We start from the raw sequence: 2,502 nt of genomic DNA on the forward strand, positions 1-2,502 counted from the left end.
AAAATCCTTGCCATAATCATTGCGAAGAAAAATATTATTTCCATTACGGCAAAAAATTTTATTATGATTGAAGGCATAACTTTCATTACGACTTATTATTTCAAATTGATTTTTTAATGCACCAGAAAATGCATGAATATAATTAAAATTGTCATTGTGAATGAATGAAATGAGTGAAGCAATCCAATTTGTATAAAATTCATTTAACTTTGGATTACTTCGGGTGTTGCCTTCGTAATGACGAATTTTTTATAAAAGAAAATGCATAACCTGAATAACAATGTGGCAGTCGCTTCGGCTTACCCTTACAGGGGGCAGAAGCCCAGCCAACAGAGTGTGCGTGCTTCGGTAACGATAATGACTAAAAAGTTGTTGACAAATTTGCAAAGTTTGTTCTACTTAGTGTAGAAAGTGAAAAGATATTGTCATTCGCCGTAGGCATTCCTGTGAGAATAATATTATATTATAAAATTCACTAAATTAAAATTCTATAATCATATTCAATTAATATTTAAGATTAATAAAATACAAATTTTATAAAAAAATTATCAATATACTTGAATAAAATTCTTAAAATGTTATAATTCGGAACATAAAATTAAAATAGGAGATTTTAACATGTCAAGATTCACAATTCCAAGAGATTTATATTATGGCGAAAACGCTATGGAAGAGCTTAAAAATTTGAAAGGCTACAAAAAAGCTATAATAGTTACGGGCGGTTCTTCAATGAAGAAAAACGGCTTTCTTGCAAGCTGCGAAAAAATATTGAAAAGCGCGGGACTTGAAGTTTTAATATTTGACGGAGTAGAGCCAGACCCTTCTATCGAAACGGTTTATAAAGGAGCGGAAGCTATGAGGAATTTTAATCCAGATGTCATAGTGGCTTTGGGCGGAGGTTCCGCTTTGGATGCGGCAAAAGCGATGTGGGTTTTCTACGAATATCCAGAAAAGAAATTTGACGATATAAAAAATCCTTTCACTATGCCTAAATTAAGAAAGAAAGCCATCTTTGCGGCGATACCTTCTACAAGCGGAACGGCAAGCGAAGTTACGGCTTTTTCGGTTATAACCGATTATTCCACAAACATCAAATATCCTTTGGCGGATTTTGAAATAACGCCCGATATTGCAATTTTGGACACGAATATTCCAATGACTATGCCAGAGGTTATAGCAGCCGATACGGGAATGGACGCTCTCACTCACTCTATCGAGGCTTATGTTGCGGGATTAAGAACCGATATTACGGACGCTTTGGCTATGAAAGCGATTGATATGATAGTTCATAATATACAAAAGGCGGTTAAAGGAGATAAAGAAGGAAGAGGAAAAATGCATGTCGCTCAATGCTTGGCGGGAATGTCTTTCTCAAACGCGTTGCTCGGTATAGTTCATAGTTTGGCTCATAAAACGGGAGCGGAATTTCATATAACTCATGGAAGATGCAACGCTATACTTCTTCCTTTTGTTATTCAATATAATTCAAAAGTATGCGCGGACAGATTCGCCGATATTGCGAGAATGTTAAAACTTTCTGGAAATACCGATAAAGAGTTAACGGCTTCTTTGGTTAATAAAGTGAAAGAATTAAATTCTTCTTTAGGAATCAAACAAACATATAAAGAAAACGGAGTGACGGAAGAACATTTCAAATCAAAATGCGACGATATTTCCAAAAATGCTGTAGCCGACCCATGCACTGGAAGTAATCCGAGACAAACGGACTTTGAAAACATGAAAAAAGTTTTGGAAGCCGCTTATTACGGACATGATATTAATTTTTAAATTTTTAATAAATAGAGTTTTGACTAAAATTTAAATAAATAATTTTTATCATAGTTTTCCCAAGTTTTAGCTTTTATTATTTTATTTTTAGTAATAAATTAATGAAGTTAAAGCTTGGGGTTTTTATTTGTTTTAATTCTTTATAAAAAAGGACGACAAATTAATGCCGTCCTCTTCAATAAATAAACAAGGAAAATATCTTATGAGAATTTGCTTATATAATTTATAATGAAAAACAAAAATAAAATTATAGGCAATATATAAGTTATATAAAACCTCGAAGATTTTGGAAATTTTATTCCCGAGCCAGAATCCACTTCGTTAATAAAATTATCCCAGCCCCAGCCGAACTTTGAAACGCAGAAAATAATTATATAAATTCCGCCAAGCTCCAAAAGATTATAACTTAAAATAAAATCATACAAATCTAAAAAACTCGTTCCTTCGCCCATAGGTTGAATAAAAGATAAAACATTGAAACCGAGCGAAGTTGTAAGAGCCAACATGAATACGACTATTCCCACTATTATCGAAGCAAAACTTCTTTTCATTTTAAACTCCGACATTGTAAACGCGATTAAATTTTCAAATACGGCTACAACGGTTGTGAGAGAAGCCATAGACAAAAATATAAAAAATAAAGTTCCCCATAATCTCGGCAAAGGCATAGAATTAAATATATTCGGCAAAGTGACGAAAGCCAAACCAGCACTT

The 2,502-nt window shown here is 33.2% G+C and carries 1 protein-coding gene and 1 pseudogene; one reads left to right on the top strand and one right to left on the bottom strand.

Annotated elements, in window-relative coordinates; translation table 11 throughout:
* Positions 1-618: 618 nt before the first annotated feature.
* Entirely contained in the window at positions 619-1,788 is a 1,170-nt protein-coding gene (locus EZH24_RS10205; RefSeq protein ID WP_137999032.1) for an iron-containing alcohol dehydrogenase, read from the top strand.
* Positions 1,789-1,988: 200 nt separating this feature from the next.
* On the opposite strand, the pseudogene EZH24_RS10210 reads toward EZH24_RS10205, so the two are convergent.
* Positions 1,989-2,502 (bottom strand): annotated as a pseudogene (locus EZH24_RS10210) (sodium-dependent transporter); the annotation flags it as partial.

The organism is Brachyspira catarrhinii (genome assembly GCF_005518285.1).
GTDB lineage: Bacteria > Spirochaetota > Brachyspiria > Brachyspirales > Brachyspiraceae > Brachyspira > Brachyspira catarrhinii.

Coding starts and splice junctions, on each gene's coding strand:
- EZH24_RS10205 (WP_137999032.1), top strand. CDS start 619: ATGTCAAGATTCACAATTCCAAGAGATTTATATTATGGCGAAAACGCT.